This is a genomic window from Streptomyces sp. NPDC052496, from assembly GCF_040679095.1.
Taxonomy (GTDB): domain Bacteria; phylum Actinomycetota; class Actinomycetes; order Streptomycetales; family Streptomycetaceae; genus Streptomyces.
In genome coordinates this window covers 83,399-106,870 of sequence record NZ_JBFAUH010000005.1, presented here as the reverse complement: position 1 = coordinate 106,870, position 23,472 = coordinate 83,399, and the positions used below count along the sequence as shown (strand labels likewise).

At 73.8% G+C, this 23,472-nt stretch carries 20 protein-coding genes; 8 read left to right on the top strand and 12 right to left on the bottom strand.

The window, feature by feature from the left end:
• Positions 1-62 precede the first annotated feature (62 nt).
• The 8 genes from AB0L45_RS09250 to AB0L45_RS09215 all read right to left on the bottom strand — a co-directional run bounded on the left by AB0L45_RS09250 (position 63) and on the right by AB0L45_RS09215 (position 9,828).
• A complete protein-coding gene (locus AB0L45_RS09250) occupies positions 63-740 on the bottom strand; it encodes a response regulator transcription factor (RefSeq protein WP_365838057.1) in 678 nt (225 codons plus the stop codon).
• 132 nt (positions 741-872) lie between these two features.
• On the bottom strand, positions 873-1,274 hold the full coding sequence (locus AB0L45_RS09245) for a hypothetical protein (protein WP_365837681.1): 402 nt from the start codon (positions 1,272-1,274) through the stop codon (positions 873-875).
• Between the two features lie 47 nt (positions 1,275-1,321).
• Positions 1,322-2,311 carry an LLM class flavin-dependent oxidoreductase gene (locus AB0L45_RS09240; protein ID WP_365837679.1) on the bottom strand — a complete coding sequence of 330 codons (990 nt, stop codon included), beginning with the start codon at positions 2,309-2,311 and terminating at the stop codon, positions 1,322-1,324.
• Between the two features lie 65 nt (positions 2,312-2,376).
• The gene (locus AB0L45_RS09235) at positions 2,377-4,242 is read right to left on the bottom strand and encodes an ABC transporter ATP-binding protein (protein WP_365837677.1); all 1,866 of its coding nucleotides are present in this window, start codon (positions 4,240-4,242) and stop codon (positions 2,377-2,379) included.
• Positions 4,235-7,474 carry a lantibiotic dehydratase gene (locus AB0L45_RS09230; RefSeq protein WP_365837675.1) on the bottom strand — a complete coding sequence of 1,080 codons (3,240 nt, stop codon included), beginning with the start codon at positions 7,472-7,474 and terminating at the stop codon, positions 4,235-4,237. Before AB0L45_RS09230 ends, AB0L45_RS09235 begins: the two co-directional genes overlap by 8 nt.
• A 32-nt stretch (positions 7,475-7,506) precedes the next feature.
• Positions 7,507-8,778 carry a lanthionine synthetase LanC family protein gene (locus tag AB0L45_RS09225; RefSeq protein WP_365837673.1) on the bottom strand — a complete coding sequence of 424 codons (1,272 nt, stop codon included), beginning with the start codon at positions 8,776-8,778 and terminating at the stop codon, positions 7,507-7,509.
• 103 nt (positions 8,779-8,881) lie between these two features.
• Positions 8,882-9,064: a hypothetical protein gene (locus AB0L45_RS09220; protein ID WP_365837671.1), complete on the bottom strand. Its 183-nt coding sequence runs from the start codon at positions 9,062-9,064 to the stop codon at positions 8,882-8,884.
• 182 nt (positions 9,065-9,246) lie between these two features.
• Positions 9,247-9,828, bottom strand: coding sequence for a hypothetical protein (locus AB0L45_RS09215; RefSeq protein WP_365837669.1), 582 nt, complete (start codon positions 9,826-9,828; stop codon positions 9,247-9,249).
• A gap of 228 nt (positions 9,829-10,056) precedes the next feature.
• Between AB0L45_RS09215 and AB0L45_RS09210 the strand changes: the two genes are divergently transcribed.
• Positions 10,057-10,308: a hypothetical protein gene (locus AB0L45_RS09210; RefSeq protein ID WP_365837667.1), complete on the top strand. Its 252-nt coding sequence runs from the start codon at positions 10,057-10,059 to the stop codon at positions 10,306-10,308.
• Between the two features lie 14 nt (positions 10,309-10,322).
• Positions 10,323-11,465, top strand: coding sequence for an SPFH domain-containing protein (locus AB0L45_RS09205; RefSeq protein ID WP_365837665.1), 1,143 nt, complete (start codon positions 10,323-10,325; stop codon positions 11,463-11,465).
• 69 nt (positions 11,466-11,534) lie between these two features.
• Here AB0L45_RS09205 and AB0L45_RS09200 read toward each other — a convergent pair whose 3' ends face one another.
• From AB0L45_RS09200 to AB0L45_RS09190, 3 genes are all read right to left on the bottom strand, one after another.
• Complete coding sequence (locus tag AB0L45_RS09200; RefSeq protein WP_365837663.1) at positions 11,535-12,092, bottom strand: hypothetical protein; 558 nt, start codon at positions 12,090-12,092, stop codon at positions 11,535-11,537.
• A 128-nt stretch (positions 12,093-12,220) separates the two neighbouring features.
• Positions 12,221-13,966 carry a cytochrome c oxidase subunit I gene (ctaD, locus tag AB0L45_RS09195; protein ID WP_365837661.1) on the bottom strand — a complete coding sequence of 582 codons (1,746 nt, stop codon included), beginning with the start codon at positions 13,964-13,966 and terminating at the stop codon, positions 12,221-12,223.
• Between the two features lie 272 nt (positions 13,967-14,238).
• A complete protein-coding gene (locus tag AB0L45_RS09190; protein WP_365837659.1) occupies positions 14,239-14,988 on the bottom strand; it encodes a response regulator transcription factor in 750 nt (249 codons plus the stop codon).
• A gap of 460 nt (positions 14,989-15,448) precedes the next feature.
• Between AB0L45_RS09190 and AB0L45_RS09185 the strand changes: the two genes are divergently transcribed.
• From AB0L45_RS09185 to AB0L45_RS09160, 6 genes are all read left to right on the top strand, one after another.
• Complete coding sequence (locus tag AB0L45_RS09185) at positions 15,449-16,954, top strand: globin domain-containing protein (protein WP_365837657.1); 1,506 nt, start codon at positions 15,449-15,451, stop codon at positions 16,952-16,954.
• A complete protein-coding gene (locus AB0L45_RS09180) occupies positions 16,951-18,585 on the top strand; it encodes an FAD-dependent oxidoreductase (protein WP_365837655.1) in 1,635 nt (544 codons plus the stop codon). The genes AB0L45_RS09185 and AB0L45_RS09180 overlap by 4 nt, the downstream gene beginning before the upstream one ends.
• A gap of 327 nt (positions 18,586-18,912) precedes the next feature.
• Positions 18,913-19,287, top strand: a complete 375-nt coding sequence (locus AB0L45_RS09175) for a hypothetical protein (protein WP_365837653.1) — start codon at positions 18,913-18,915, stop codon at positions 19,285-19,287.
• 113 nt (positions 19,288-19,400) lie between these two features.
• The gene (locus AB0L45_RS09170) at positions 19,401-19,802 is read left to right on the top strand and encodes a hypothetical protein (RefSeq protein WP_365837651.1); all 402 of its coding nucleotides are present in this window, start codon (positions 19,401-19,403) and stop codon (positions 19,800-19,802) included.
• Positions 19,799-21,178 (top strand): deoxyribodipyrimidine photo-lyase, encoded by a 1,380-nt coding sequence (locus tag AB0L45_RS09165; RefSeq protein WP_365837649.1) that lies wholly within the window; start codon positions 19,799-19,801, stop codon positions 21,176-21,178. The genes AB0L45_RS09170 and AB0L45_RS09165 overlap by 4 nt, the downstream gene beginning before the upstream one ends.
• A 219-nt stretch (positions 21,179-21,397) precedes the next feature.
• On the top strand, positions 21,398-22,423 hold the full coding sequence (locus AB0L45_RS09160; protein WP_365837647.1) for a hypothetical protein: 1,026 nt from the start codon (positions 21,398-21,400) through the stop codon (positions 22,421-22,423).
• Between the two features lie 71 nt (positions 22,424-22,494).
• On the opposite strand, the gene AB0L45_RS09155 is transcribed toward AB0L45_RS09160, so the two are convergent.
• Positions 22,495-23,382: a class I SAM-dependent methyltransferase gene (locus AB0L45_RS09155; protein ID WP_365837645.1), complete on the bottom strand. Its 888-nt coding sequence runs from the start codon at positions 23,380-23,382 to the stop codon at positions 22,495-22,497.
• Between the last annotated feature and the right edge of the window lie 90 nt (positions 23,383-23,472).

Genomic DNA, 23,472 nt, shown 5'->3' with positions numbered 1-23,472 from the left:
GGGGAGGTCGGGTGAGGGTGGTGGTGCTGCCCGCCCGGATCCGCCCCGTGCCGCCCGGTCGCTCAGCGGGCCTCGGCCAGGGCGGCCGGCGGGCGTCTCCGGGCGGCAGCGGCGCGGTGGGCCACCACGGCGGCCTGCACCCGGTTGGTCAGGCCCAGCTTCGTCAGGATGGTGCTGACGTGCTCCTTCGTGGTGGACGCGCTCAGCAGCAGGCGGCGTCCGATGTCCGCGTTGGTCAGTCCTTCGGCGAGCAGTTCGAGGACCTCGTGCTCGCGCTCGGTCAGCGTGTCCAGGCGCGGATCCCGTTCGCCGTGGCGCAGGCCGGTGTCGAGGTAGCCGTCGACGACGATCCGGGCCGCCGCGGCGGACAGGACGGTGCCGCCGGCGGCCAGCACCCGGACCACGTGCGCCAGTTCCTGCGGGGTGGCGTCCTTCATCAGGAAGCCGGCCGCGCCGGAGCGCAGCGCCGCGGCGATGTCCTCGTCGGTCAGGAACGTCGTGAGGATGGCGACCGCGGGCGGCGCCGGGCGGGAGCGGATCCGTTCGAGGGCGGTGAGCCCGTCGACGTCCGGCATCCTCAGGTCCAGCAGGACCACGTCGGGCCGGTGGGTGTCCACCGCTTCGAGCACGTCCCGCCCGTCGCAGACCACCGGCACCTCGATGTCCGGCTCGCACTCCAGAATGCGCTGCATACACGTCCGCAGCAGAATTTCGTCATCGACGATCATCACGCGAATCATCACGCCCCCGTTTGCATGGCCCCTCGGCCACATTGCGCTCAAGGTACCAATGCGGCGGGTGACCCGGGCAATTGGGGGCTGGGGCGGAGGGCGTGACGGCGCGCGCCGCGGGCGTGTATCCGGAAAGCGGGGTCAGGCCTGGGCGGGCATGGTTTCCGTGATGAGTTTCAGCAGTTCCTTGTCCCAGGTGGGCAGCAGGAGTTCGAGCTGCTTGGTCACGCCGTCCTTGGTGGTGACGGTGCAGTCCACGGCCGTACCGCCGCGGCCGCCGCCGGTCGCCGACGCGGCCGGGGCCGAGAGCCGCAGGCCCTTGGCGCCGGGGCCGTCCAGGAAGACGCCGGAACGGTTCAGGGTGATGCTGCCCCGGTGCATCGCGGGGCCCTGTGCCCGAATACGGAACCGGCAGCGCAGGGTGACGGTTTCGCCGCGCCGGAAAGCGGCGGCCTTCCGTGCTGAACGGGACCTGTCAAGGCCCTTGCCGCCTATCCACAGCACCAAATCCATCAGGGAATGCAGTGCGAATTCCAGAAGCATGGGTTCTTCCCCTCAGTCGGGACGACTCGAATGGACAACCTGGGCCTTCACCGGGCGGGGACCGTCCGGTCCCGCACCGCCTCGGCGATGGCCCGTACATCGTTCAGCGCCGCCTCGGCTCCTTCGGTCAGCAGGACTCCGGCACAGCTCAGCGCGATCTCCGTCGCCCCGGCCATACCGTAGCCGGTGAGCCGGTCGGCGACCTCTTCAGGTGTGCCGTAGGCGAAGACACCGCCGTCGACCAGAGCGCCCGCCCCGGCCCACGGGTCGGTCACGTCCACGTCCAGGCCGGCCGAGCGCAGCATCGAGGCGTAGTGCTCGCCGGTCAGGTGCAGTTCGTGCGCGGCGAAGGCGAGCTTGCGCGGATCCCGGCCGGGCCGGCGTACGGCGCACGGCACGATCGTCGTCACCCTGGGCGCCGGGCGGTTCCGGGAGGCGGCGCCCTGTGCCAGCGCGGGCACGAGGTGGTCCTTCAGGTGGTCCGCCGGGGTGAGCAGGGTGACCGCCACGTCGGCCACCTGGCCCGCGGTGTACGCCATACGCGGGCGCAGCACGCCGGCACCGAGCGACACGGGCGGGTGCGGCACGTGGAGCAGCCCCTCGTCCACCCGCACATACCGTCCCTCGTACTCGACCACCTCGCCGTCCAGCAGCCGCCGGACCACGGTCAGGTACTCGGAGACGGCCGTACGCGGGCTCTCGTACGGCGCCCCGCGCAGCGCCGCCACGAACTCCGGGTCGCCGGCGCCGAACCCGGCGACCACCTCGGCGCCGGTCAGCAGCGCCAGGGACCTGGCCTGCACCGCGGCGTCCAGCGGGTGGCGCAGCGCGGTGAGCGCGACGCTCGTGCCGACGGGTACGCGGATGCCGCGCCCCGCGAGGTAGGCGAAGGCCTGGTGGGTGTCGACCAGCACCGACTGCCCCAGGTAGAGCCGTTCCAGGGGCAGGTCCCGGACGGCCGCGCCGAACGCGGCGAGGTGGTCCAGGTCGTACGCCATGAGCGGGTACATGAGGGACAGGGCGGGGGCGCGGTTCACGGGGGCTTCCTGAGTGGTTTCCGTGGCAGGTGGGGCGGACGGCGCGGCTGGGGTGGGTGCGGCGGTCATGCGGTGGCCTCCGGCAGGTAGGCGTCGGCCTGGAGGCGGAAGAGGTAGGCGTAGGTGCCTCCGAGGGCGAGCAGCTCCTCGTGGCTGCCCTCCTCGATGAGCCTGCCGCCCTCCACGACCAGGATCTTGTCGGCGATGCGGACGGTGGAGAACCGGTGGGAGACCACCAGGGACGTCGCCTGCGCGCAGATGGTGCGCAGCCGGCCGAAGATGTCGGCCTCGGCCTCGGGGTCGATCGCGGCGGTCGGCTCGTCGAGGACGGCGACCGGCGCGTCCCGCAGGAAGGCGCGGGCCAGGGCGATCTTCTGCCACTGGCCGCCGGACAGCTGGTGGCCGCCCTCGAAGTGGCGCCCCAGCGTGGTGTCGTAGCGGTCCGGCAGCTGGTCGATGAACTCGTCGGCGCCGCTGGCCTGCGCCGCCATCCGGACCCGGGCGTCGTCGTCCAGGTCGTCGAGGCGGCCGAAGCCGATGTTGTGCCGTACGGACATCTCGTAGCGGATGAAGTCCTGGAAGACGACGCCGATGTTGCGCTGGAGGTCGTCGGTGTCGTACTCCTCGATCGGCACGCCGTCGATGAGGATGCGGCCGCTGGTCGGCTCGTAGAGGCGGGCGAGCAGTTTGACGATGGTGCTCTTGCCCGCGCCGTTCGAGCCGACGAGGGCGCAGCAGGTGTCGGCGGGGAGGAAGCAGCTGAAGCGGTCCAGGGCGGTGGTCTCGGTGCCCGGGTAGCGGAAGGTGACGTCCTGGAACTCGATGCCGTGCGTGAGCCGCCGGGGGAACGGCCGGGAGCCGCCGGTGATGCGGCCCTCGGGCAGCGACAGGTAGTCGAAGAGGTTCCCGGTGAACAGGGTGTTCTGGTAGAGGGTGGCCACGCCGAGCAGCAGGCCGGTGGCCGCCGCGTGCACGGCGCCGAGGGCCTGGAGGTAGCCGGCCAGCTCACCGAGCTTGCCGTTGCCCGCCGTCGACTTCAGGGCGAAGACCAGGGCGCCCGCCGAGCAGGCCACGCTGACCAGGCCGAGCGCCGCCGACCAGCCGTGCCGGCGCCGGGCCAGGGACCGGTCGACGCGGAAGAAGCCCTGGACGAGGGAGCGGTAACGGTCCACGAAGTACGGGCCGAGCCGGTAGAGCTTGACCTCCTTGTAGGAGGTGTCCGTCGTCGTCAGGTCCTGGTAGTAGAACGCGCGGCGCCGGTCCTGGGCGCGGTGGTACTCGATCGCGTAGCCCTGCTTGCTGAACACCACGTGCGCGGCGAGCGCGGGCAGCGGCGCCAGCAGGATGGCCAGGGCGATCCAGGTGTTCCAGGTGAACAGCACCCAGCTGACCGTCACCAGCGAGGCCAGTGAGGTGAGCGTCCGCATCATCTCCTCGAAGACCTCGAACGCCGTACCGCTGCCGCTCTCCCGCAGGGCGCGCTGCAGCCGGTCGTACGCCTCGGGGTCCTCGTACGCGCTGAGGTCCATCCGGGTGCCCTTGACCATCACCCGCTCCCCGATCTTGGCGGAGAACTCCAGCTGGAGCAGCGAGTTCAGGTACTGCGAGACCGAGGAGACGACGTGCTCGGCCACCGCGAGGGCCACCAGCCCGGCGGCCGCGGGGGTGAGCCGGTCCAGCGCGCCCGGTACGTGCAGCACCGCGTCGACCACAGCCTGCACGGCCCGGGCGGTCAGCCAGATGCCGGTCGCGGGCACGGCCGCGGTCAGGGCCGTGGCCACCACGAGCGCGGAGACGCGCAGGGGGCTCAGGCTCCAGAAGGAGCGCAGGACCAGGGCCCAGTAGCGCAGGTCGCGGGAGAGGCGGCGGTGTTCCTCGGGGACGTCCTGCTGGTCCGGCAGGTCGTGTCCGGTCGTCGGGCCGTCAGTCACGGGGCCTCCCTCGAAGGCAGTTCAGGACGTGCCCCCACACCAGGTAGCAGCGGTTCTCGGCGGGCCGGTCCATCGGCAGCAGGCGGTTGACCTGCATGTGCGCGAGGCTGGCCAGGATCGTGTCCCGGGTGCCCCACAGCGTCCCGGCCGCCTCCGCCGCCGCGACGGCCCGGGCGGCGGCCCGTACGGCGCCGGCCTGCCCGTCGAGTACGGCGGCGAGGCGCCCGTGGTGGGTGCGGCCCAGGGGGTGCGGGCGGCGGTCCCAGGGGGCGAGCAGCTCGCACAGGTAGTCGCGGTCCTTCTTGTACTGCTCGCGGGCCTCCGGGTCCTCGGCGGGCCGCGGCATGGCGGCGAGCCGTGCGCGGACGTCCAGGCCCCACTGCGCGTACAGCGCGTCGACGGCGGCCAGGGTGACCGCCTCGGGCCGCAGGCCGGGCTCGCCGTCCCAGAGGAGGCGCAGCAGGGCGGCGGAGACGGCGCTGTTGGCCGCGAAGACCTCCTCGACCTGGTCGTACACGGCGGGGCCGCCGTACCGGCTGACCTCCGGGTGGTACGTGGCGACCTCGATCCGCTCGGCGAGGCCCCGGCCGACGAGCGGGCCGCACCGGTCCAGGAGCGGGCCCAGGGCGGACGGCGCACCGGGCGCGGTGCGGACCCTGAGGCGCAGGTGCGGGTCGGGGTCGGCGTAGCGGATGTAGAACCACCGGTCGACGGCGGCGCCCGCGTCCGCCACTCCCCGCAGGATGCCGGGGAGTTCGGTCGCGGCGATCTCGTCGTGCAGGTCCCGGGCTGCGTAGAGCTTCAGGTACGACCACTCGGAGCCGGGGAGGTGGACAGGGTGGGCGGCCGGGTCGGCCTTGCGGCGTATCCGGTCCGGCGCGGCTTCACGGGCCTCTTGGGGTTCGTGGGGCTCACCGGCCTCGCGTGCGGTGGCCAGCAGCGGGATGACGACCTCCGAGAGGTGGCCGCGTCCGGCGCTGTCGCGCAGCCACGCCTGGTCCGGCCCCGGCAGCGCCTCCTGGAGCGTGATCCGCTCGGCGGGAGTGCGCAGCGCGGCCAGCAGTTCGTCCACGCAGACCGGGTGGTCGAGGTCCAGGAGCAGCCGGTTGTCGTCGTCGGCCAGGTAGACGTGGCGGGGGACGCTCCAGGTACGGCGCCACCGGGTCACCTCCGCAGCCGTACGGGGCGCGGGACCGGGTACGGGGGCGGCGCTCGCAGCCGTACCCGCTCCGCTCCGCGCGCCCGGATACAGGTTCCACTCCGCCGCCCGCACGACCACCCGCCCCCGCACCACGCGCGGCAGGTACGGAGCGCCCTCGGCCGGCCCCCAGGTAAAGCCGGTGGGGACGGCGTACCGGGCCCGGGAGACCTCCAGGAGGAAGCGGCACACGTTGGGCGCGCCGAGCGGGCTGAGCATGTGGTTCTGCACGACGACCAGTTCGCGGCCCAGGCGTGCCGAGTACAGCCGGAAACCGTCGTCGGTGGCGCCGACGTGGATGTCGGCGAGGCCGATGGTCCGGTCCGGTGCCCCGGAGGGGGCGACGTTGACGGGAATCTCGTACGGGTGGACGGCGGGCCGGATCGCGACGTTGGCGCCGCGTCCGTTGCCCGGCAGGTACGCCAGCTCGGCCACCACGACGTCGGGCTCCAGCGCCTCGCGCTCCCGGGCGTACGCGCGAAGCCGCTCGGTGGCGGTCTCCGGGAGGAGGTGGAAGAACCGTCCGAAGGTGCGTCCGCCCTCGCCGAGACCGTCGCTGTTGAACACGGCGCGCCAGTCGCCGGCGTCGATGGCGTCCGGTCCGGCGGCGGCGATCTGGACGTACGCGTCGACCCCCGGGCAGCCGAGCCGGTGGTCACTCTCGGCATCGGCCGGCAGCAGCCTGTCCAGCACCTCGTCGCTCAGCTCCACCGCCCCGGCCCCGCTGCGCCACGCCTCGGACGCCAGGGCGAGCAGGGCTCGCGCGGTGTGCGGGTCGCCTTCGCCGCCGGGCTGCTGCATGACCATGGCGCGGGGCGGGTTGAGGTAGCCGTTGGGGGCGTCCAGGCCGCGTTCGGCGCTGAGGAGTTCCAGGACGGGTACGAGGGCGTCGGTGCCGTACCGCTCCATGAACGCCTGGTGGTACGGGACGAGGTGGTCGTATCCGCCGGGTGCCGCCTGGGCCAGCCGGGCCAGGCAGCCGACGGTTTCGGCGACCTCGTCGGCGATCTGCCGGTTGAGGACCGGGCCGTCGGGGCCGGGGGCGGCGAGGGCCGAGTCGGCCTGGAAGGGCTGGTGCCGGTAATCGGGTACGAGGGTGCGCTGGGTGAGGCGCAGCTTCTCCAGGGCGCCCGTGTCGTCGTGGACGGCGTCGGCGGTCAGTGCGACGACCTCGCGCAGTCCGGCGACGGCGGGGTGGTCGACGCCGGCGGCGGTGAGCCGGCCGAGGACGTACGCCTCGGGGCGGGGCTCGGTGACGGGCGGCCGCAGGTCGGTCACGAGCAGTCCCAGGCCCGCCAGTTCGGTGACGAACGCGGTGATCCGTTCCTGCCCGGCCGCCGGGAACCGTTCGGTCAGCGCGGCGACCAGCTCGGCGCAGGGCACGGGTGCGGCGGGCGGCGCGAGGCGCCGGATGTGGTCGAGCGGCGCGGTGTGCCGCACCCGTACGGAGCGCCGGTCGGCGTTGCCGTGCACGTCGGAGGAGGGCAGCACCAGGCGGTCGCCCACCCGGTACGCCATGGCGTTCACGGACACGCTGAGCCGCCCGAGCACGTCCGGGTCGCCCTCCAGGTCCCGTACGAGCGCCAGCAGCCAGCCCATGTCGGCCCGCACGCGGGAGGAGGCGAGGGCGGTGTCGCCGAGGCGGGCGGTGGTGGCCGAGCCGAACGTCCCGAGGGCGACGCCGGAGAAGGCGCCGAAGGGGGTGGGGCGGGTGCTCATGCGGGTGAGGTAGCGCAGGGCGCGCGAGTGCACGCGCCGTATCTCCTTGCCGCTCGCGCGCCCCTGCGTGCCGTCGTCCGCGCCCCCGGTCCTGGCGAGCCCGTCGAGCAGTCCGCTGCCCGCCGCGACGAGCCCGTGGCGGACGCGGGGATCGTCGGCCATGGCCCGCAGCCGGGCCCGGGTCCGGCCGGGGTCCTGGTCGGCGAGCGCCTGGCGCCAGACGTCGACCGGGAGGGCGGGGGCGCGCAGGAGGTGGAAGTCGAGGGCTTCGTACCGCGGCATGGGGCGGGTGGGGTCCTTGTCCGTCGTCGTCATGGTCACTGGGGGTCGGCCGCGGCCGCTCGTCCTCACCGCGGGAAGAGCACCTGCCACCAGCCCGGCCGGTGGCCGGTGCCGGTGGCGGCGGCGCGCAGGGTCAGCGCGATGCCGGCGGCGCCGGTCAGCAGGCCGGGGTTGTCGACGAGGTGTCCGGTCGTTTCGTGGTCGCGGTAGACCAGGGGCTGCCCGGGGTCGGCGGCCGCGACCAGGTCCGTCACGAGCCGGGGCATCGCGCGGGCGGCCCCGGCGCTGCCGTGCGCGGCGAACTCGTGCGCCAGGGCGACGAGTCCGGCGCGGCCGTGGCAGACGGTGGGCGAGCGCGGTACGTCCCCCGCCGCCACCCGGCCGAGCAGCCCGTCGAGCGCGGCGTACGCCTGTGCCTCCAGGGCCTGGTCACCGGTCGCACCGGCGACGGCGAGGAGGCCGGCGGCCACTCCCCCGGTCCCGTGGCACCAGGCCGGGGCGGTTTCGGCACCACCGGTGCGGTCCGGTTCGGCGCCCGGCTCCAGGGGCACGTACCGCGGCCACTGGAGCTGTCGCCCGTCGCCGGTGCCGGTCGCCAGCAGCCACCTGACGAGCTGGTCCGTCACCCGGCGCTGTCCGGGGAGCCGGTGGCCGTGCCGCCAGGCCGTGGCGAGGGCGGCCGCGATGCCCGCCGCTCCGTGGGACAGGCCGGTGTCGAGCCGCCCCTGGACGGCCCACCGGCGGTCGGTGCCGGCCCACAGGAGGTGGCGCAGGCATCGCCGCAGCGCCTGTTCGGCCAGTGGGGTCACGGGCCGGACGGTGCACAGGTGGGTGAGGAGGCCGGCGCTTCCGTAGATCAGGTCGTAGTGGTGGTCGGCGACGGCTTCCGGGTCCTGGGGCAGGTCCATGGCGAGGACCTGCCGGCACAGTTGCCCGTCCAGCGCGGCCAGGCTGGGCAGGAAGCGGGGTTCGTCGGCCGAGACCTCGCGCAGGACGAAGGCGAGTCCGGCGGTGCCGTCGAACAGGCCCGGGTGCGTCAGCGCGCGCTCCTGGGTGGCGGCGAACGCGGCGCGTACGAAGGCGTAGGCGCGGTCGAGCGACTGCTCGCGTTCCTCGTCGCTGCGGGCGGTACGGGCGGCGTGCAGGTGCAGGAGCGCCAGCCCGGCGTGCCCCTCACTGAGGGAGGCACCGTGCCAGAAGGACACGTCACTCTGTCCGGCGGCGCGCGCGGCGTACGCCTCGGCGCTCGCGGGGCTGTCGAGGCGTTCCCGGATCAGGTCGGCGACGGTGTGGGCGCGCGCGGCGAGTCCGTACGGCAGCAGGGGCTTCGAGTGCATGGGGTGGGCTCTGCGGGGTTCTCGGTTCTCGGGTTCTCCGGAGGGGGCCCTCCGGCTGCTGCCGGAGGGCCCACCGTGCGATCGGACGCGACCGGCAGTGGGGTCAGCACTTGCCGTTCGTGCGGACGGCGGCGCAGGCGGCCGTCATCTTGATCGTCTGGCGGATGGTCTGCTTGACGACCCACTTGCTGGCGACGCGGGAGGCGACGCTGGCCACCGGGGACAGCTGCGTCTGGACCGGGTCGGCCGAAACGATCACGCGGGCGTCAAGGTTGAACTCGTCCATGAAACAAAAGCACCTTTCATTCCGTGCAAAAGCACCGCCGGGAAAGGAACTCCGGCAGAGTTCCGAAGGCGGACGGGAAGAAACGTAATGACGCCCCGGGGCCTGCTGAAACCCGCCGTTCTGGCAATTCCGGACCCTACGGACGGCCGGTCCGCACCACCCGTCCGTAGGGGCTCCGGCCGTCAGCGCCCTTGCAGGGCGTCCAGCCCCACGGCCATGCACAGCGCGAGGGCCTGGTCCAGCTCCGGGTCCTGGATCCGGATGACGTACCGGTCCCGTATCCCCCACTTCCGCTCGACCGCCAGCACCGGCTGTCCGTCGCGTACGAAGTCGAAGTGGTAGACGAACGGCGCGGGCGGCACGGGAATGACCGGCACCACCGCGTCGACCAGCTCCCACGCCCGCCGCGCCAGCGCGACGCCGACGCTCCGTTCCTTGCCGACGGCCGCCCGGTCGCCCTGTGTCAGGTGCCAGGTGGAGCGCAGCAGCGAGGCCTTGACGTCCTTGCGGAAGGTCCCGACGGGTTCACCGCCGGCGCCCCGCACGTCGTACGTGGCCCCGAAGTCGATCACCTTGCGGGCCTTGAAGCCGCCCAGTTCCCGTGTCCGGTCCTCGTCGGACCACAGGGTCAGTTCCTCCTTCAGCGCGAACCGTTTCTGTTCCGCGAACGCGACGACCGCGCCGCTTTCCGGCGCCGTGACCACGTACCGGTTCACCAGCGGCGTGATCTTCTGCGTCATGAGGAATTCCCTGAGCTGCTCCATGCGGGAACCGTAAGCAGCGGCGGCGGCCGTCCCCGTACGCCTCAGGACGGAACACCGGCCACCCGTTCGTAGGGTGCCGGACGACCGATCGGCCGGTGGTGCCGGAACAGGTCCCGCCGACTGCCGTACGTCATGAAGTCGCCGCGCACGACGCCGCCGGGGTGGGGCCGGGCCCCAGGGGACGCTAAGGTCGAAGCGCAGGCCAGAGCGACGAGGGGGCGGCCGCCGATGATGCCGGACGAGGCGGTGATCGGCTGCGCCGGAGAGCTGGTTCTCGGCACCCGTGGCGCCGCCGGACCCGGTGAGGTGCTGGTGCGGGTCAGGGGCGGCACCGAGACGTTCCTCGCGTGGTCCGACGATCCGCTGCCGCGCGGGACGGCCGTGCTCGTGGTCGATTCCCGGGGCGGCCGCCAGGTCGACGTGATCAGCTGGGCCGATCCATTGGACGCGTCGGCCGGTGCCACCGGCGACGCCGGTTGAGGAGACGACGAAGGATGTTCGGTTACCGCGTTCCCGCCCCCGACGAGGCGATGCTGATCTCGGGTGGCAGGCGTGGGCTCGGGGGTGCGCCGTTCCGCGTGGTGACCGGCCACGGCAAGTTCGTCCTGCCCATCTTCCGCAAGACCCGCTTCCTGACCCTGGCGATGTGCGAGTCGGAGGTCGTCGAGACCTGCGTGACCCGGCAGGGCATCGCGCTGACGGTCCGGGCCGTGATCGCCTTCAAGGTCGGCAACGACACCGAGAGCATCGTCAACGCGGGGCAGCGGTTCCTCTCCGACCAGGACCAGATGTCGGTCCTGACCGGCCGGATCTTCGCCGGTCACCTGCGGTCCATCATCGGCTCGATGACGGTCGAGGAGATCGTCACCGAGCGGCAGAAGCTGGCCACCGAGGTGCTGGACACCTCGAAGTCCGAGATGGCGAAGATCGGTCTGCACGTCGACTCGCTGCAGATCCAGTCGATCGACGACGGCGACACCGGCTACATCGACGCCATGTCCGCCCCGCACAAGGCGGCGATCCAGCGGCAGGCGCAGATCGCGCAGGCGCAGGCCACGCAGGCCGCGGCGGAGGCGGAGCAGGAGGCGGCGCGCAAGCAGGCCGAGTACGCGCGGCAGACGGCCGTCGTCCAGGCCGAGTACTCGGCCGAGGTGGACCGCGCGCAGGCCCAGGCCGCGCAGGCCGGCCCGCTGGCGGAGGCACACGCGCAGCAGGAGGTGCTGGACGCGCAGACCGAACTGGCGGAGCGGGCCGCACAGCTGCGCCAGCAGCAGCTGGTGGCCGAGGTGGTCAAGCCCGCCGAGGCGGACGCGGAGCGCATCCGGGTGCTCGCCCTCGCCGAGGCCGAGCGGATGAAGATCCAGGCCGAGGCCGCCGCGTCGTACGACCGGGTGGCGCTGGACCGGATGCTGATCGACCAGCTCCCGCAGATCGTCAAGGAGGCCGCGGCCGGTCTCTCCGGCGCCAACGTCAACGTCCTCAACGGCGCCGACGGCCTCGGGGAGATCGCCGCCGGCCTGGTCGGTCAGGGCCTGACCATCCTGGACTCCGTACGCCGCAACCTGGGCGCGCCGGAGGCGGGCACGGCGGACGGGCGGGTGCCGGAGCAGGGCGGCGGCCGGGTGGAGATCGAGTAGCCGCACCGGCGGGCCGCCGCGGGCCCGTACCGGCGGGCGGTACGGGTCAGTGGCGGTGGCCGGTACGGGTCAGTGGCGGCGGGTGGCCTGGGCGCGGGTGCCGGCGACGGCCAGGGACGCGGCGGAGATGCCGACGGCGGTCAGGGTCGCGGTGACGGCGCTCTGCCGGGTCAGGCTCTCCGCCGTCAGCAGGACGGTGGCGGCGATCACCGAGGCGACGATGTTGCCGGGTAAGAGGTAGAGCAGGAACGTCAGCTGGGCCCGGCCCGGGTCGCGCGGCGGTACGGGTGCGGGCGCCTCCGGGCAGGCCTGGTGGAGGGTGGACCAGCGCTCGGTCTCCTCGTGCTGTTCACGGGAGCGCTGCAGGCGGGCCACGGCCAGCAGGGCCACCGCCGTGAGCAGCCCGGCGGCCGTGACGGCGCCGAGCGCGGGCCACGGGGCCGGGGTCAGCAGGAGGACGGCGACGAGCGCGGGCGTGCTCCAGAAGGTGACGCAGGACGCGGCGGCGATGCGGTGCGAGTACGGCCGGTCGGCGCCGGCGCGCAGGGCGGCGGCCGCCGGGAGGTACCAGACGCAGCCGGCGGCGAAGAGCGCGGTGGCGCCGAGGGCGAGGGTGGCGTGGGACACGGTGGGTTCCTCCCTCTGGGGAGAGGGGCGGGTGGTGGGGTGGGCGGCGAGCGCGCGGGACGGGCCCGTAGGCGATGCCCACGGCTGCGGAGGCATCGGCGTACGCCCGCAGCCGTGGGCCGGGGACGTCAGGTGCGGCTCGACTCCAGCGCGGCGACCTCCGGGTGGTGCAGGTCGAACGCCGGGGACTCGCTGCGGATGCGCGGCAGCGAGGTGAAGTTGTGGCGGGGCGGCGGGCAGGAGGTGGCCCATTCCAGGGAGCGGCTGTAGCCCCAGGGGTCGTCGGCGGTGACCTTCTTGCCGTACTTGGCGGTCTTCCAGACGTTGTAGAAGAACGGCAGGAACGACAGGCCCAGCAGGAACGAGCCGATGGAGGACAGCGTGTTGAGGGTGGTGAATCCGTCGGCGGCGAGATAGTCCGCGTACCGCCGCGGCATACCGGCCGCACCGAGCCAGTGCTGGACGAGGAAGGTGAGGTTGAAGCCGACCGTGAGGGTCCAGAAGGTGATTTTCCCGAGCCGCTCGTCGAGCATCTTGCCGGTGAACTTGGGCCACCAGAAGTGGAATCCGGCGAACATCGCGTACACCACCGTGCCGAACAGCGTGTAGTGGAAGTGCGCGACGACGAAGTACGTGTCGGAGACGTGGAAGTCCATCGGCGGCGAGGCCAGGATGACACCGGTCAGACCGCCGAAGACGAAGGTCACGAGGAAGCCGGTGGCCCAGAGCATCGGGGTCTCGAAGGACAGGGAGCCCTTCCACATCGTGCCGATCCAGTTGAAGAACTTCACGCCGGTCGGCACGGCGATCAGGAAGGTCATGAAGGCGAAGAAGGGCAGCAGCACCCCGCCGGTGACGTACATGTGGTGCGCCCAGACGGTGACCGAAAGGCCGGCGATGGAGATCGTGGCGGCGATCAGCCCGATGTAGCCGAACATCGGCTTGCGGGAGAAGACCGGGATGACCTCCGAGATGATGCCGAAGAACGGCAGCGCGAGCACGTACACCTCGGGGTGCCCGAAGAACCAGAACAGGTGCTGCCACAGCAGCGCGCCGCCATTGGCCGGGTCGAAGATGTGCGACCCGAATTTGCGGTCCATTTCGAGGGCGAACAGGGCCGCGGCCAGTACGGGGAAGACCATCAGGATCAGCAGCGCGGTCAGCAGCACGTTCCAGGTGAAGATCGGCATCCGGAACATCGTCAGGCCGGGGGCGCGCATGCAGATGATGGTGGTGATGAAGTTGACGGCGCCCAGGATGGAGCCGAAGCCGGAGAGCGCCACGCCCATGATCCACATGTCGGCGCCGATGCCGGGCGAGTGCACCGCGTCGGACAGCGGCGCGTACGCGAACCAGCCGAAGTCGGCGGCGCCCTGCGGGGTCAGGAAACCGGCCGCCGCGATCAGCGAACCGAACAGGAACAGCCAGTAGGCGAGCATGTTCAGCCGCGGGAAGGCCACGTCGGGCGCGCCGATCTGGAGCGGCATCAGCCAGTTCGCGAAGCCGGTGAACAGCGGCATCGCGAACAGCAGCAGCATCACCGAGCCGTGCATCGTGAACGCCTGGTTGAACTGCTCGTTGGACATGATCTGCGTGCCGGGGCGGGCGAGTTCGGCCCGCATCAGCAGCGCCATCAGGCCGCCCACCAGGAAGAACACGAACGCCGTGACGAGGTAGAGCGTCCCGATCCTCTTGTGGTCGGTGGTGGTCAGCCACTCCACCGGGATCCGGCGGCGGACCGGGCGGGGGCCGAGCACGGCGGGCGGCGGGCCGGCGACGGCGGCGTCCGGCGGGCCGTCACCGGGCCCGCCCGGAGCGTCGCGTCCTGCCTCCGCTCCCGGGTCTGACTGCGTACGTGTATCCGATCCGTCCACCGGGCTGTGTCCTTCACCTCTGGCGCATGACTTCGACTGGCCGGGAAGAGCCTCAGCACGGGGGAGAGACCGGCTCTTCCCGGCCCCACCAGGGTCGTTCGCGGCGCGTCCGCCGCCATAGGGCCGGGCGGGCCGGGACGCCCGCCGACGGTCCCGGCCGCACCCGCCCACCGGCCGCCGACCGTCCCTGCCCGGAGCGGCCCACCGGCCCACCGGTCCACCGGCCGCGGACAGCGCCGCCCCGGCCGGGCCCACCGGCCGGTACCGCGCCCCTACCGGCCGCCCCGCCGCTGTTCCTGCTGCCCCCGGATCCGCCCGGCGATCACCGCGGCCTGCACCCGGCGTCCCACGCCCAGCTTGGACAGGATCGTGGAGATGCGGTTCTTGACCGTCTTCTCGGCGAGGAACAGGCGGTCCGCGATCTCCCGGTTGGTCAGGCCCTCGCCGATCAGCTCCAGGATCTCGCGCTCCCGGGGCGCGAGCCGGTCCAGTTCGGACTGCGGGGACGTCTCGGCCTGCTGCGGGGCGCGCAGCCGCGCCATCACGCGGGAGGCCGTGCGCGGGTCCAGCATCGACTTGCCCGCGGCCACCGTGCGTACCGCGTTCACCAGGTCGGAGCCGTTGATCTGCTTGAGGACGTAGCCCGCCGCGCCCGCCATGATGGCGTCGAAGAGGGCTTCGTCGTCGTCGAAGGAGGTCAGCATCAGACAGGCCAGTTCCGGCATACGGGCGCGCAGTTCGCGGCAGACCTCGATGCCCTCGTGGTCGCCGCCGGACGGCTCGCCCCGCTCCCCCAGCCGTACGTCGAGCACCGCGACCTGCGGGCGCACGGCGGGCACCCGGGCCAGCGCCTCGGGGCCGCTGGACGCCTCCCCGACGACCTCGATGCCGTCCTCCGCGTCGAGGAGGTCGCGCACGCCCCGGCGGACCACCTCGTGGTCGTCGAGGATGAAGACGCGCAGCGGCGGCGCGTCCGGTGCGGCGGGGCCGATGGGGCCGGTGGGTCCGGTGTGCTGGTTCATACGGCTCTCGATCTGTCGGCCGGGCGTACGGGGATACCGGTCCGGAGTACGGCGGTCCGGCGGGGCGGGCCGGTCGGCGGCCGCCCGGACCGGTGGCCCGCCGCCGCCGTAACACCCGCCGTGCCCGCGCGCGTTGGGGGTGCCCGCCGCCGGTGACCGGGGCAGGGGCGCGCGCCGCGCGCAAAGGGGTGCCAGGGCATCACACACCCGTGCGCCGGGTCGGGGCGAGGGTCGAAAGTCCCGGGGGAATAGGGCCGTTTGGGCACCTTTGCCTGGTGCCATACTGACGCGCCCCATCCCCTTCAGGAGGTCCGCTCATGCCACGCCTCGCGTCGTACGCCCGCACGGTCAGAGCGCACCGAGCCGTTCCGGCCCTCCCGGCGTCCCCCCTCCTCACCCGTACGCCCCCGTCGGCCACCGCCCCTGCCCCCGCCCCCGTCATGAACCCGGTCGTGGCCCCATGAGCGGCGTCAACGACGATTACCACGCCCTGCTCGCCCGCCACGAGGCCATGCGGCTGCGCCGCCGCATCCTGTCGCCGCGCGAGGACGCCCCCCAGGAACGCCCGGCGTACGGCGGCGCGTCCAGCGGCCCCCGGGCCATCGCTTCGTCGTCCGCCGTGCCCTCCGGGAACGTGTCCGGGTCCACGGGACCGTACCGTGCGGGCGCGGCCACCGACCCGTACGACGGCGCCGCCGACCAGCGGGTGATCACCGAGTACCTGGAACTCGTCACGCCCTTCGGCGAGCTGATCACCCATCTCTACGACGCGATGTTCCGGCGGTGGCCCTATCTGCGGTCGCTGTTCCCGGAGTCGATGGAGTTCCAGCGGGCCCATCTGGCGCGCGCCTTCTGGTACTTGATCGAGAATCTGCACCGGCCCGACGACATCGCGGAGGTCTTCGGGCGGCTCGGCCGCGACCACCGCAAGCTCGGGGTGCGCCCGGTGCACTTCGAGGCGTTCGAGGCCGCGCTGTGTGAGGCGCTGCGCCGGACGGCGGGGCCGCGCTGGGCCGACGCCGTCGAGCAGGCGTGGGTGCGGATGCTGCGGTTCGCCGTCGCCGCCATGGTCAGCGGTGCCGAGGCCGCGCTCACCGAACCGCCCTACTGGCAGGCCACGGTGACCGCGCACGAGCGCCGCCGCCCGGACCTCGCCGTGCTCCGGGTGCGGCCGCACGAGCCGTACCCCTACCGGGCGGGCCAGTACGCGGCACTGGAGTCGCCGCGGCTGCCGCAGGCGTGGCGCCAGTACTCCATCGCCTGCGCGCCCCGGTCCGACGGCGAGCTGGAGTTCCACGTACGGCAGACCTGCACGGGCGGCGTGAGCGAGGCCCTGGTGGCGCACACGCGGACCGGTGACACGCTGCGGGTCGGTCCGCCGCGCGGCTCGATGACGCTGGATGAAGAGCTGGCGAGCGACCTGGTCCTGGTGGCGGCCGACACCGGCTGGGCACCGGTCAAGGCGCTCCTGGAGGAGCTGTCCGCACGCCGCGGCCACCGCAGCGTACGGCTGTTCCTCGGTGCGCACAGCTTCGCCGACCTGTACGACGCGGGCGCGCCGTCGGAGCTGGAGCGGGGGCGCCCCTGGCTGCGCGTGACGCCGGTGATCGGGCGGCGGCCGGAGACCGGCGGTGCCTTCGCGCCGGACGCGGGCGGCTACGACGCGCTCGCCGAGGCGGTGGCCGAGGCCGTGACCCGGCACGCCGACTGGTCGGGGCACCTCGCGTACGTCAGCGGGCCGACCGCGGTGGTCGGCACCACCGTGGCCCGGCTGACCGCTGCCGGGGTGCCGCCGCGCAGCATCCGACACGATCCGCTCTCCGACATCCTGCGCCCGTCCTCCCGGCCCGGGGACGCGGCCGGTGATCCGCCGGCGGGCGGGCCCGCCGTGGTGTCCCGGTCCCGGGGTGCCGTGGCCGGCCGGACGACGACCGCGAGCACCTCGTTCGAAGGAGCCGGCTCATGAGCGTGCCGACGACCGTGTCCGCCGTACGCCCCGGTTCGCCGCCCGGACCCGGCGCCGCGGCGGGACCGGTCGTCTCCGGCGGGCGGCCGGCCGCGACCGGCCCGGCGCTCGCACCGCACATCGTCGTCATCGGCGGCGGCATCGCCGGGCTCGCCGCCGCCCACCGGCTCACCGGCGCCGGTCTGCGCGTGACCCTGCTGGAGTCCACCGGCCGGCTCGGCGGCAAGCTGCGGTCCGGCGACATCGCCGGGACACCGGTCGACCTGGGCGCCGAGGCCCTGCGGGTGCCCCGGCCGGAAGCGGTCGACCTGGCCCGCGAGGTCGGCCTCGGCGACCGGCTGCGTGTCCCGGCAGCGACGGACGCCGCGCTGTGGACCCGGGGCGCGCTCCGGCCGATCCCGAGCTGCCGCGGGCGGGACGTCCTCGGCAGGGCCCGTACGGCCGACACGTACGAGGTGTCGCTGCGTGCCGCCGTGCCGCAGCTCTTCGAGGCGGCACGCGACGACGGCGCGCTGCTCACCGGCGTACGGCGGGTGCGGCGGCGGACGGCCGAGCAGCAGCGGCGCCGCGCCGAGGAACGGCAGGCGGCCGAGCGGCGGCGGATCGCCGAGGAGCGGCGGTTCCTGGAGGAACGGCGGATCGCCGAGCAGCGGCGCCTCGCCGACCGCCCGGGAGCCGTCGGCCGTCCGGAGGCCGTCGACGGGCCGGGGGCCGACCGGGCGCGGTCCGGGCCGCTCGTCCCCCGTCCCCGATCCGGGTTCACCCGGCCGGGGCCGGACGCGGACCGCGCCGGGTGGCCGGCGGCCCCGGCCACCCTCCCCGGCACCCCCGGAGGCGCCCGTACGATCCCGGATCTGTCCCGTGGCGGCCCCGACTACCTGGGGCTGGACGGGGGCGCGGGCACCCTGGCGGGCGCTGTGGCCGATGCCGTACGCGCCGCCGGCGGTGAGATCCTGCGCAACACCCCGGCCCTGGCGCTGACCCGCGGCCCGTACGGCTGGGAGGTCCGTACGGCCGCGCGCACCCTGCTGTGCGACGGCCTGGTCCTCGCGACCCCGGCCTGGTCGGCGGCCACCCTGCTCGCCGCCGAGGCGCCGCTCGCCGCGGCCGAACTGTCCGAGGTCGCCTACGCGTCGATGGCCCTCGTCACGATGGCGTTCCGGCGTTCGCACCTGGAGGGGCTGACGGCGTTCGACGGGCCGTGCGGCTTCCTGGTGCCGCCGGGTGACGGGCACACCATCAAGGCGTCCACGTTCCTGACCCGTAAGTGGGACTGGCTGTCGGAGCGGGCCAAGGACCTGTTCGTCCTGCGGACGTCCATCGGCCGCTACGGCCAGGAGGAAGTGCTCTACCTGGAGGACGCCGACCTGGTCAGCGCCGCCCTGCGCGACCTGGGCGAGGCCACCGGGCTGACCGCGCGGCCGGTCGCCACCGACGTGACCCGGTGGATCGGCGGACTGCCGCACTACGCGGTCGGGCACCCGGCGCGGGTGACCCGGGTCCGCAACGGGCTGTCCACGCTGCCGGGGCTGCGGCTGTGCGGCGCGGCGTACGACGGCGTGGGCGTCGCCGACTGCGTGGCGAGCGGGCAGCGCGCGGCCGACGAGATCATCGCGACGGCAGCGGCCTGAGGGAGGCGGCCGGGGCGCCGGGGGCCCCTGGGCGCAGGGAGATGCCCCTGAGGGCCGGTGGTGTCCCTGCGCGCCGGGGGGTGCCCCTGAAGGCCGGGTGATGCCTCTGAAGGCCGGGTGATGCCCCTGAGGGCCGGACCGGACAGCCGCCCGGACCCGGCGCGCCCCTGCTGCCCCAGCTGTCGCGCCTGATGCGGCATCACCCCGCCAAGCTCCGTGCCAGACTGGCCTCATGGAGTCGCCACCGGGCGCTCCTGGTGTGCCGGGAAGGCTGGTCGGCGGTCGGTTCGACGTGCGAGCGGGGCCGGGTGCCCGGGGCAGGTGGCCATGGCAGGCATCGAGGAGACGCTGCGGGACCTGGTCGGGCTCGAAGGCGTCCGCGGCGCCTCGATCGTCGACTATTTCAGCCGGCTGACGCTCGGCGCGGCCGGTGACCCGGCCGGTCCCGACCTCGAAGCGGCGGCCCGCGGGGACACCGACGTGGTGCGCGCGAAGCTGTTCACCCTGGAACTCCTCGGCTACCGCCCCGAGCGCGTCGAGGACATCGTCGTCACCCTCGACGACGCGTACCACCTCATCCGCCCGCTGACCCGGCGCAGCCGCCAGGGCATCTTCGTCCACCTCGTCCTGGACCGCGCCCACGGTGACCTGGAGGCCGCCCGGCGCAGCCTGCGCAGGGTCGAGTCGGAACTGGACGTCTGAGTCCCCCGCCGCGCCGCCGGAACGGTCCGCCACCTGCCCGGGCGCGTTGCGCCGCTGGAAGGCGGCGGAAGGGGAACAGTGGGTACGGGACGGCGGCCAGGAGGAGGCGGACGATGCACGTGGGACTGCTGCGCACGGTGGGAGCGACGACGGCGGTGTACGGCCTGGCGGTGACCGCCTGGCCCGGCCTGCTGGCCAAGCCGTCCGGCCTGGCGGCGGCCGACGGCCGGACGGCCCCCGCCACCCGCACCTCGCTGCGCCCGCTGGCCTGGCGCGACGCGGCCTGCGGCCTGGCGCTGGCGCTGGCCCCGGCCGGCCCGGCGCTGCGTACCGCCGCCTGTCTGCGCATCGCGGCCGACTTCGGCGACGCGGCCCTGCTCGGCGTGACGCTGCCGGGCCGGGCCCGGCGGCGGGCGGCGGTGGCCGTCTCCCTGGGGTGGGGGGCGCTGTCGGTCGCGGGGGTGCTGTGGCCGGCGCCGGGCGCGCGTACGCCGCGTACGGAGCGACCCGCGTGAGTGCCCCCTCGATCGCCCTGTTCACCTCCAACTTGCGAGTGCACGACAACCCCGTCCTGCACGCCGCCGCGAGGGGCACGGGCGGCGTCGTGCCGCTGTTCGTCCTCGACGACGGCGTACGGGCGGCGGGCTTCGACGCGCCCAACCGGCGTGCCTTTCTGGCCGATTGCCTGGCGGACCTGGACGAGGCGCTGCGCGCACGCGGGGGCCGGCTCGTCGTCCGTACGGGGGACGTCGTGCGGGAGACCGCCCGGGCCGCCGCGGAGACGGGCGCGTGTGACGTGCATGTGGCGGGCGGGATCAGCGGCTACGCGCACCGCCGTGAGGAGCGGCTGCGGCGGGCCCTGGAGGCCGACGGACGGCGGCTGCACGTGCACGACGCGGTGGTCACCGCCCTCGCCCCGGGCGAGGTCACCCCGGCCGGCAAGGACCACTTCGCGGTCTTCACCCCGTACTTCCGCCGCTGGCAGGCCGAACGCCTCCGCGACGTACTGCGGCCGCCCCGGCGCGTGTCGGTGCCCGAGGCGGCCGTTTCCGGGCCCGTACCGCGGCGGCGCGACGTGTCCGGGGTGTCCCCCGGGCTGGCGGCGGGCGGCGAGGCGGCGGGCCGCCGCCGGATGACGGCCTGGACGGGCAGTCCACTGCGCCGTCACGCCCAGGGGCAGGACGACCTCGCCGGCGACGCGACGTCCCGCCTGTCGCCGCACCTGCACTTCGGCACGCTGTCGGCCGTCGAACTGGTCGCCCGCGCCCGTAAGGCGGGCGGGGGCGGTGGCGAGGCGTTCGTACGGCAGCTGGCGTGGCGGGACTTCCACCATCAGGTCCTCGCGGCCCGCCCGTCCGCGGCCCACCGGGACTACCGGACGCGGCACGACCGGTGGCGCCGCGACGAGCAGGAGGCCGAGGCGTGGCGCACCGGCCGTACCGGTTACCCGGTCGTGGACGCGGCGATGCGGCAGCTCGCCCACGAGGGGTGGCTGCACAACCGGGCGCGGCTGCTGACCGCCGGCTTCCTGACCAAGACGCTGTACCTGGACTGGCGGCTGGGCGCGGCGCACTTCCTGTCGCTCCTGGTCGACGGCGACCTGGCCAACAACCAGCTGAACTGGCAGTGGGCGGCGGGCACCGGCACCGACACGCGCCCCAACCGGGTGCTGAACCCGCTGACGCAGGCGAAGCGTTTCGACGCGGACGGCGCGTACGTACGGCGCTGGGTTCCGGAGCTGGCGGACGTGCCGGGGCTGGAAGGCGGCGCGGTCCACCAGCCGTGGAAACTGCGGCCGGCCGCGGCACGGGCGGGGCTGGACTACCCGGAGCCGCTGGTCGACCTGACGGAGAGCCTGGCGCGGTTCAAACAGGCGCGCGGGCTGGACTGAGGGAGGGGGCGGGCTGGGCTGAGAGGGCGGGGGCGGGCCGGACTGAGGGGGCGGGGGCGGCCGCCGGCTTCCGCCCTCCGGCGGATGCCGTCGATGTCGCTCATGGCCGGGTATGGCGGGCGGTTCCGGTCAATCGGCCGAGCCGTGTTCTCGGGCGCTGTTCCCGTGGCTAGCCTGTGCGCCGACCTGCTCCACTCGTACGCACGAAGGAGAGCGATCATGGTCGACATCCCCACCACACCCGGCATGGCCTGGGACGACGCCTCGTCCCTGCACGGGCAGATCGTCGGCAACCCCTCCGTGGCCCCGAACGCCGACGGCCGGCTGCAGGTGTTCGCCCGCGGCAAGAACGAGCAGGCGCTGTGGACCATCTGGCAGAAGCGCGACGGCGGCTGGAGCGACTGGGAGAACCTGGGCGGTTCGCTGGGCAGCGAGCCCAACGCCATCCGTGGCCTGGACGGCCGTATCTCGGTCTTCTACAAGGGCTCGGACGGCCACCTGCACCACGTACGGCAGGGCGCCATCAACGTCGGCTTCAGCCCCGACGACATCGTCGTGCGCAACATCGGCGGCGACCCGGTCCCGGCCCTGAACGCCGACGGACGCCTGGACGTGTTCTTCCGCGGCACGGACACCCAGCTGTGGCACGTCTACCAGCAGAACGTCGACTACGAGAACTGGGTGGCGCCGGCCAGCCTGGCCGGCGGCGTGCAGGGCAACCCGGCGGTGGCGCGGGCCGGCGACGGCAAGCTGGAGGTCTTCCACCACAGCACCAACGGCAACCTCTACGACAACCAGCAGAAGGCCCCCGACTCCAGCGACTCCTGGAGCGGGCACTTCGAGCTGGTCCGCAACATCGGCGGCGGCGTCGAGGCCGGTCTCGACTCCGACCAGCGCATCCACGTGTTCTTCCGCGGTACGGACACCCAGCTGTGGCACATCCAGCAGAAGGCCGGCTACGACTCCTGGAGCTCCGCGTCCAGCCTGGGCGGCGGCGTCCAGGGCACGCCCGCGCTGGCGCGCGCGGCCGACGGGCGGCTGGTGGTCTTCCACCACAGCACCAACGGCCACATGTACGCGGCCGAGGAATCGAAGATCAACGGCGTGGACTGGAGCGGCCACTTCGAACTCGTCCGCAACGTCGGCGGCGACCCGGTGATCGGCACCAACCGCGACGGGCGGCTGGAACTGTTCTTCCGCGGAACCGACGAGGCCCTGTGGCACCGTCCCCAGAAGTTCGTGTGAGCCCACGGGAGAAGTCCGTGTGAGCCCACGGGGCCGGCCGCCCCGGGTACGGCCGGCCGGCCCCGCGTGCCTTACGGGCGCGTCGCCTTGAGCGAGTACATGAGCGGGACGCGGGGACGGCCGGCGGGCAGCCGGTAGTAGCCGTCGTCCCCGCGTTCCAGCGACCCGAAGCGCTGGAACATCGTCATGTCGTGCTCGTGCAGGAACTCCAGGCGCAGACCCGTCGCGGCCAGCGCCGAGACGACGTCGCCGAGGGTGTGCTGCCACTCGACGCGGCGGTTGTGGACCGTAGGGGCCGCGAAATCCGTGTACGTACCCGGGCTCTCGTCCACCCAGGCGTCCCGGCTGAAGTAGTCGTGCGCGACGCGCGAGGCGCTCTCGTCGTCCAGGACGTCGGTGAGCGGGTGGAACTCGGCGAGGTAGAGGAAGCCGCCGGGCGCCACGAGGGAGGCGGCGGTCTCGGCCCAGCGGCGGATGTCCGGCAGCCAGCACAGCGCCCCGAGGCCGGTGTAGACGATGTCGTACGTGTCAGGCGCCGCGGCGCAGGCGGCGACGGCCTCGGCGGCGTCGTACACGTCGGCGGTGAGGAAGGTGGCCCGGTCGGTGCCGAGGCCGACCTCGGCGGCCAGCTCGCGGGCGGCTTCGACGGCGGGCTCGGAGAAGTCCAGGCCGACGACGCGGGACGCGCCGCGGTGGGCCCACGAGAGGGTGTCCTGACCGATGTGGCACTGGAGGTGCAGCAGCGTCCGGCCGGTGACCTCACCGACCTCCGCCACCTCGAAGTCACGGATCACATCGCGGTCGCGGCGGAAACCGTCCTGGTCGTAGAAGTCGCTGGCGAGGTGGAGGGGAACCCGCTCGTCCCACATGGCCCGGTTGGCCGCCCGCCAGTCCTCGGGTCCTGTGTGGCCTGCCGACTCCGTGTGGCCTGCCGGCCCCGTGTGGCCTGCCGGCCCCATGTGGTCTGTCGGCTCCGTGTGGTCTGCCGACCCCGTCTCCCCTGTCGCCCTCCTGTGCCCCGCTGGTCCCGTCTGCCCCTCTGACCCCAT